The organism is Aeromicrobium sp., from assembly GCF_050700635.1.
Classification (GTDB): Bacteria; Actinomycetota; Actinomycetes; order Propionibacteriales; family Nocardioidaceae; genus Aeromicrobium.
Genome location: NZ_JBOHDT010000205.1, coordinates 1 through 5642, shown reverse-complemented (window position 1 = coordinate 5642; position 5642 = coordinate 1). Strand labels below are relative to the sequence as shown.

Genomic DNA, 5642 nt, shown 5'->3' with positions numbered 1-5642 from the left:
GCGACGGGCTCGTCGTTCCGCTGGAGCGGGTGCGCACGACGTCGAAGGCGCTGTCCCGGTTGGAGGCGCTCGCGATCGAGGCCGGCGGTGCATGTGACGGCGGGTTCGACATCGGTGTGCAGCACCTTGCCAACGAGTCGGTCGCCGACGCTGTGTCGGAGTATCTCGCCGCGGCCCTCGGGCTCGACACCGTGCCCGTCAACGAGGTCGGCGCCGTCATCGGCGCGCACGTCGGACCGGGCATGGTCGCGGTCGCCGTCACGCCTCGCGAGTAGGGCTCGACAGCTCGTGCATGAGCCCGGCGACGAAGAGGCAGCCGAACGCCAGTGTTCCGGCGGGGAAGGGATGCCCACCCAGCAGGAAGATCGCGGCCAGACCGAGGAAGATCCACTCGCGTCGCGGCGCTCCCTGCCGGCGAGCACCGAGAGCCAGCACGCCGAGCGCAATCACCAGCCCTCCCGTGCCGATGATGCTGAGAGCGAAGGGCGCCCCCAGAGCGGGCCATGCCTCCACGACATCCAGGACACCCTCTTGCTGCTGGGCTGTCAGATCCCGAGCGCTTCTCATGGCGAGCCCCATCCCGATACCGGCGACGGCGTCATACGCGCTGAAGAAGACCAGGAAGGTTCCGACACCGAGACGCGTGGTCCATCTGTTCACACGTCCGTAGTTGTCGGCGATCAGCATCACGGACAGTGCGACGGGTCCGATGAGTACGAGCTGGATGACGTGGAATCCGGCAAACCACGTCGACACGTCCATCACGGCCTGCGCGTTCGCATCCGGCTGGGGGTGAAAGATCTCCAGACACGCGAGCAACAGTGGTGGGACGAGGATCAACACGCGACGCCATGCCAAGGGCACTCGCCACGTCGGATCGGGACCATGGACCGTGCTGGTGTGCTCGATTGGTTGAGTCATGGTCGCCACCTTCGTGTCGGTGCCCCGCGTCCACGGTACGTCGATCTGCTTGGGCTGTGTGCGAGAAAGCCTTGCTCGCGTCGCGTGCTCGCCGTGCTGCTCTTCTGAGCTTCTGAGCGCAGTCAGTCGTCCACCGGTTGACGTCTCCCGTTCCGTGTCCACAGGGGCCACCTTGATCCCTCGTCCTGAGGGTGCGCCGTGCCTAGCGTCGCGGTGTGAGACCTCAGCAGCCCACCGACACCGGCGAGACCCGCGCCGAGATCGCCCGTCGTCGGCTCGCCCAGCTCGCCGCCTCGTTCGAGGCCGAGATTCCGCATTCGAAGCCCGACCCCGAACCTGTGGTCGTGCCGCGACGGGTCGATCGTGCCCACGCGCGGGTTCTGGTCACCATTGCCGTGGCAGCCGGCGTGCTGCTCACTTGGTGGCTGCTGGCCGAGCGGCCTCGCACGTCGTCCCCTGAGGCCCTGTCCCTCTCCACGGCTGCGTCCGCGGCTCCGGGCACCGCGACGCCGTCGGCGGAGGTGTCCGCATCTGGCGAGGTCGTGGTCGACGTGGCGGGCAAGGTCAAGCGGCCCGGCATCGTGAGCCTCCCGGCTGGCTCGCGGGTGCACGAGGCGATCGCCGAAGCCGGCGGCGTGCGCGGCAAGGCCGACACGTCGACCATCAACATGGCGCGGGTCCTCACCGACGGGGAGCAGATCCTCGTCGGCGTCGCGCCGGTGGCCGGCCCCGCTCCGGCTTCTGCGTCCGGTTCCGCTGCCGCTGGGGCGCGCATCAGTCTCGGCTCCGCCACCCTCGAACAGCTCGACACCCTTCCCGGTATCGGTCCGGTCACCGCCCAGGCGATCCTCGACTACAGGTCAGAGCACGGAGCCTTCACCTCCGTCGACGACCTGCTCGACGTCAAAGGCATCGGCGAGGCCACGCTCGCGGACATCCGGGACCGGGTCACGCCCTGAGCCGGCACGATCTGCGGCTGGCCGTGCCCGCACTCCTCGGCTGGGGTGTCGCCGCGGTCGTCGTCGGCGGCAGCTCTGTCGCGGCGCTCGTGGTCTCGGTGATGGCGGTGCTGGTCGCCGGGATCGCGGTCGGTCTTCCTCGTCTCCGCTCCGTGGCACTCGTCGCCGTGTGCGTCGGGGCCATCGCCGCATCGTGCGCGTGGAGGCTCGGCCAGACGGAGCACTCGCCGTTCCTCGCGATGGCCGAGAACCACCGCCTGGCGACGCTCGACGTCGAGGTGACTCGTGACGCCCGCGTGTTCACGCGCTTCGGACGCGACGCCGGTGTCGTGGGCGTGCGCGTGCTGCGGGCCACGGCGGGCGATGTCACGGTGGCTGCCCGCGATACGGCCACCGCCTTCGTCGACGGTCCGACGGACGACCTCGTGGTGGGGCGACGCCTGACGATCGTCGGCCGGCTCGCGCCGCCCGGAGCCACGAGTGAGGCCGCGACGATCGATGTGATCCGCCGGTCGCCGACTCGCCCGGCCGCCTGGTGGTGGGAGGGCTCGGAACGGGTGCGGGCCGGGGTGCGCAACGCAGTCGCCCACACCGGAACCGACCAGTCCGCGCTCGTGCCCGCACTCGTCGACGGCGACGACCAGCGGGTCTCCGAGCGGGTGCAGGAGGAGTTCCGGCGCAGCGGTCTCACGCACCTGCTCGCCGTGTCCGGCACCAACCTCACGATCGTCCTCGCGGTGGTGCTGGTCGTCGCCCGATCCATCGGTGCGCCGCGCCGCCTGCTCCTCGTGCTCGGACTGGCGTCCGTCGTCGGCTTCGTGATGCTCGCGCGACCGGATCCGAGCGTCGTCCGTGCGGCCGGAATGGGGGTGGTCGGCCTAGTCGCGCTCGGCCTCGGCACGCGTGGCGGCATGCGCGCACTCTCGGTCGCGATCCTCGCCCTGCTCTTCATCGATCCTTGGCTGTCGCGTTCACTCGGATTCGTCCTTTCCGTGTGCGCGACGGCTGGCATCCTGCTCGCAGCGCCGCCGCTGTCCCGGCGACTCGAGAGGTGGATGCCGAGATGGTGCGCGCTCGCCGTCGCGGTGCCGATCGCGGCGCAGCTGGCGTGCACACCTGCCATCGCGGCGATCTCGGGCGAGGTGTCGCTCGTGGCCGTCTTCGCGAACGTGCTCGCCGGACCGCTGGTGGCGCCGGCGACGATCGCGGGCCTCGCTGGCGGGCTCCTCGACCTGGTCAGTGCACCGGTTGCCCGGGTGCCGGGCACCGTCGCGGGTTGGTCCGTCACCTGGATCCTCGCGGTCGGGCATCACGCGGCCTCCCTGTCCGGTGCCTCCCTGGGCTGGCAGGCGCCGTGGTGGCTGCTGATCGTTCTCGTACCGCTTGCCTTCGCCCTGATCTGGCGCCTCGCGCGGCATCCGGCGGTGGTCATCGGGCTCGCAGTCGGTCTCGGTCTCGGCATGTGGCGGCCACCGCAGGTCGGTTGGCCGCCGGACGGCTGGGTGATGGTCGCGTGCGACGTCGGTCAGGGTGACGCCACCGCGGTCGACACCGGCGAGGGTGCGGCGATGCTGGTCGACGCCGGCCCCGAACCCGCCGCCGTCGACCGCTGCCTCGACCGCCTCAGGGTGGATCGACTTTCCGTGGTCGCGATCACGCACGCCCACGCCGATCACATGGACGGGTGGTCGGGAGCCGTCACGGGCCGCGACGTCGGCGCGCTGCTCGTCGGACCGACCGGCGGGCCACGGGAGAGCTCGATCCAGGCGCAACGCGTTGCCGCCGGTCAGTCGTTCAGCGTCGGACGGGTCTCGGTCGAGGTGCTCTGGCCTCCGACAACCGCCGCCGACGATCGTGGGTCGGACGGGTCGGCGATGAACGATGCGAGCCTGGTCCTCCGGGTGACGGTGCGCACCGATCGCCCGGTGCGACTTCTGCTCACCGGCGACGTCGAACCAGACGCCCAGGAGGCGTTGCTGCGTCAGCATCCCGATCTCGCGGCCGACGTCCTCAAGGTCCCGCACCACGGCAGCGGTCGTCAGTCGACGAGGTTCTTCGATGCCGTGGGCGCTCGGGTCGCCACCATCAGCGCCGGCGAGGACAACGACTACGGCCATCCCGCAGCGGCGGCACTCGAGCTGCTGCGCGACCATCGAGTCGCATGGTGGCGCACCGACACCGACGGCGACATCGCCGTGGTGATGCGCGACGGCCGTCTCTCCGTCGTCACGCGGTGACTTTCATCGTTCGAACGGGACCAGGGGCCGGCGGCCGTAGCATCGTGGAATGCAGACGCAGCTCGCTCGCCGGCTGACCATCGCGCTCGGCATCGTCTACGCCGTGATGGGGTCCTTTGAAGTGATCATGAAATGGGGGGGTCCGGATTACGGGGCCATGGCCTTCCTGGGCGGCACACTCCTCATCAGCGCCGCGCTCATCATCGGTGGTCTCTTCGCGCAGGTTCCGGAGAAGTATCGGTTGGCCATGATCATCGTGGGCTCCGTGGCAGGCGTGGTCGCGACGGTCTGGACTGTCGTGGTCCCGATCCTGGCGATCGCGGTCGTCGTCCTCAGTGCGCGCGGTGACGGCGGCACCGCTGTCTCCACCCCTGACTAGGCTGGCCCGGTGACGGTGTTCGGCAAGATCCTGCTCATCAGCGGCAACGCGGAGTTCCTCGCCGACCGCACCCGGGCTCGTGCCGTCGTCGCCGTCACCACGGAGCAGGCGGAGTGCGAGATCGTCACCGCTGCGGCTGCCGGACTCGGACCCGGCGAGCTCGCCGGGCTCACCAACCCGTCGTTGTTCAGCACGTCCAGCGCGCTCGTGCTCACCGAGCTGGAGAGCCTGCCCGAGGTTGCCCAGGAGGAGCTGGCCGCCTACGCGGCCGCCCCCTCCCCGGAGGTCGCGGTCGTCCTGCTCCACGGCGGAGCTCAGAAGGGCAAGAAGCTGCTCGACAGGCTGCGTGGCCAGGCGAGCGTCATCGAGGTCAAGGTCGAGGCGCCCAAGTACGAGCGCGAGTTCGTCGCGTGGGTCCGCACCGAGCTGCGCGACTTCGGTGCGGTCATCGACGAGGAAGCCGCTTCACTCCTCGTCGCCTCCGTCGGTCAGGACCTGAGGGCGCTGGCCGGTGCCGCCGATCAGCTCGCGTCAACGATCGATGCGGGCAGCGCCGTCACCGTCGAGGTGGTGCGCCGCTACTTCGGCGGCCGCGCCGACGTGCGGGGTTTCGAGATCGCCGACGCGGCGATCGAGGGCCGCATCAACGTGGCGCTCGAGCAGGCGCGGTGGGCCGAGACCGCCCGGGTTGCACCGGTCCTCATCACCAGCGCGTTCGCCAGCGGCCTGCGGTCGCTGGCCAAGCTGGCCGACGCCCCACGTGGTCTCTCGGATGCCGAGCTCGCGCGCCATGTCGGGGCGCCGCCGTTCAAGATCCGCATCCTCCGGCGCCAGCTCCAGGCGTGGGACACCGCGTCACTCGCCTCGGCTCTCGACGCCGTCGCAGGTGCGGACCTCGACGTCAAGGGTGGCGCTGCCGATCCTGCCTACGCGGTGGAGCGGATGGTCCTGCAGGTGGCGGCGGCCCGCCGGACATGACAAACGCCCCGGGAATCCCGGGGCGTCTCAGTGGCGGCGGGGCCTCAGAGCGAGGCGGCGCGCTTCGCGATGGCCGACTTGCGGTTCGCGGCCTGGTTCTTGTGGATGACACCCTTGGACGCGGCCTGGTCGAGCTTGTGGTTGGCGTCGACGGCCAGCGTCTTGGCG

At 70.5% G+C, this 5642-nt stretch carries 7 protein-coding genes; 5 read left to right on the top strand and 2 right to left on the bottom strand.

The window, feature by feature from the left end; translation table 11 throughout:
• A partial coding sequence (locus ACRDPN_RS16275; protein ID WP_431449732.1) for a DegV family protein occupies positions 1-275 on the top strand: 275 nt, incomplete at its 5' end.
• On the opposite strand, the gene ACRDPN_RS16270 is transcribed toward ACRDPN_RS16275, so the two are convergent.
• Positions 259-921 (bottom strand): hypothetical protein, encoded by a 663-nt coding sequence (locus ACRDPN_RS16270; RefSeq protein ID WP_431449731.1) that lies wholly within the window; start codon positions 919-921, stop codon positions 259-261. The genes ACRDPN_RS16275 and ACRDPN_RS16270 overlap by 17 nt on opposite strands.
• Positions 922-1136: 215 nt before the next feature.
• Between ACRDPN_RS16270 and ACRDPN_RS16265 the strand changes: the two genes are divergently transcribed.
• From ACRDPN_RS16265 to holA, 4 genes are read left to right on the top strand one after another with little or no spacing between them, the layout of a single operon-like run.
• Positions 1137-1880: a helix-hairpin-helix domain-containing protein gene (locus tag ACRDPN_RS16265; RefSeq protein ID WP_431449730.1), complete on the top strand. Its 744-nt coding sequence runs from the start codon at positions 1137-1139 to the stop codon at positions 1878-1880.
• A gap of 23 nt (positions 1881-1903) precedes the next feature.
• Positions 1904-4117: a ComEC/Rec2 family competence protein gene (locus ACRDPN_RS16260; RefSeq protein ID WP_431449729.1), complete on the top strand. Its 2214-nt coding sequence runs from the start codon at positions 1904-1906 to the stop codon at positions 4115-4117.
• 49 nt (positions 4118-4166) lie between these two features.
• Positions 4167-4496 carry a hypothetical protein gene (locus tag ACRDPN_RS16255; protein WP_431449728.1) on the top strand — a complete coding sequence of 110 codons (330 nt, stop codon included), beginning with the start codon at positions 4167-4169 and terminating at the stop codon, positions 4494-4496.
• Positions 4497-4505: 9 nt separating this feature from the next.
• Positions 4506-5474, top strand: coding sequence for a DNA polymerase III subunit delta (gene holA, locus ACRDPN_RS16250; protein ID WP_431449727.1), 969 nt, complete (start codon positions 4506-4508; stop codon positions 5472-5474).
• A 44-nt stretch (positions 5475-5518) separates the two neighbouring features.
• Here holA and rpsT read toward each other — a convergent pair.
• Positions 5519-5642 (bottom strand): 30S ribosomal protein S20 (gene rpsT, locus ACRDPN_RS16245; RefSeq protein ID WP_431449733.1); only part of this gene is annotated, 124 nt, incomplete at its 5' end.